Source organism: Haliscomenobacter sp. (assembly GCF_040403615.1).
GTDB lineage: Bacteria > Bacteroidota > Bacteroidia > Chitinophagales > Saprospiraceae > Haliscomenobacter.
In genome coordinates, this window is the sequence record NZ_JBBAKG010000265.1 from 1 (window position 1) to 1375 (window position 1375).

A 1375-nucleotide genomic window follows, 5' to 3' on the forward strand; every position below is an offset into this window, starting at 1 on the left:
GGACTGTCAGATGAGTCGAACCTCTGCCCACCTCTGTTAGGGCACCTGCAAGTTAGAGGAACAATTGGAATTTCAAAGTCATGTACCCGGTCTTGGAGACCAATTTCGGCCTTTCCGTGTTCAAGCCCTGGCAGTAACTTCTAACTTTTCACGTACAAAATTACAGCGCTGAGTGCAAAATCTACCAAAAAGCTGAAAGTTTGTATTTTGATTCTGACTCTTGGGCTTTAGGGCATGGCGATTCAGTGTTAGTTGCCAAATCATTGGCGCAACTGAATAAAAAAATGGCTATTACCCGCTGTCATAAAACGTAAAACTAGGGCTTGATTTTCAAATGTGAATCTTTGATTTCCCCAGAAACTATCCAGGCATACTGTGAAACGGAGTCTCGAGTGTTTGTCGATGATGTGGTGGTATTGAAAATTTCTGAAAAAACGAAGAACTCGTTGCTCTCTTCAAGTGCCACCGGAGTGAAGCCTGCGCCTTTGTCACTGCTTTCAACCCTCTTGGGGAACTTCTTAGCCACGAGCAAAATTCAGATTTGCAGAAGCGACTTGAAGAAGAAATCCAGTTCAGGGGACTTACGTACATTGCTGGCGAAGGTAAACACCCTGTTGGAGAGTGGCCAGGGGAGCCAAGTTATCTTGTCTTTGACCTGTCTTTAGAGGCAGCAAAAACGCTTGGCAGAAAATTCAATCAAAACGCTATCGTTTGGTGCGGCCTAGATGCCGTACCGAAATTAATTCTGAGAAATTGGGGTCAGACTCTAATTAAAAGTTAACTCTTATTTTTATAGCTACTTGCACCCTAATCCATTGGTTTAGCTGCCTAAAGAACAGAATTTTGGTCAGATTCCAATTAACCGCTTGGGTCCTGTAACGCATCAAGCTCAACCTTGAGTCGGTATGCCTCCCGCCAGCTTGCTTTGGGTTTTTCTGTGATTCAAGCGACGCACGATTTCTAAAATGCTGTAGTTGGCTTGCGCGTTCAGCTGGGCTTTGACGCGCCACAACTCTTGCAAGATGGGGTCGCGCAAACCAACCAAGTCAGCTGCTGGTACGGTTTGATGGGATGCAGATAAGGTCATAGCGTTATCTCCTCAAAAATCTCTTTGGGTGTGGCAATGATGGGAGGCCGAAATCCCAATTCACTTATTTTGTTTTGTAGCTTGAACTTTGCTGCCGGGCCAACCATGTGTGCAAAGTTCCAAGAAGCAATGTAATTAACGGCATGCAGAGTAGCCAGCGCAAAGGCTAATTGGGGTCAAGGCTAATTGGGGTCAGACTCTAATTGATTTAAAAGTGGCTAAATCTCAATGAGTACGGGCGCTAAATGCTCCCGTATTTATAGCAATCTTAACCGCTCAACTGCCCCG

General features: G+C 45.2%; 3 protein-coding genes. 1 reads left to right on the forward strand and 2 read right to left on the reverse strand.

The window, feature by feature from the left end; genetic code table 11:
* Window positions 1-316 precede the first annotated feature (316 nt).
* Window positions 317-526 carry a hypothetical protein gene (locus tag ABW391_RS29455; protein ID WP_353485480.1) on the reverse strand — a complete coding sequence of 70 codons (210 nt, stop codon included), beginning with the start codon at window positions 524-526 and terminating at the stop codon, window positions 317-319.
* Window positions 527-541: 15 nt separating this feature from the next.
* On the opposite strand from ABW391_RS29455, the gene ABW391_RS29460 reads away from it, so the two are divergent.
* Window positions 542-781: a DUF3293 domain-containing protein gene (locus tag ABW391_RS29460; RefSeq protein WP_353485481.1), complete on the forward strand. Its 240-nt coding sequence runs from the start codon at window positions 542-544 to the stop codon at window positions 779-781.
* Window positions 782-889: 108 nt separating this feature from the next.
* Here the strand turns inward: ABW391_RS29460 and ABW391_RS29465 are convergent, their stop codons facing one another.
* A complete protein-coding gene (locus ABW391_RS29465) occupies window positions 890-1087 on the reverse strand; it encodes a hypothetical protein (RefSeq protein WP_353485482.1) in 198 nt (65 codons plus the stop codon).
* Window positions 1088-1375: the final 288 nt, after the last annotated feature.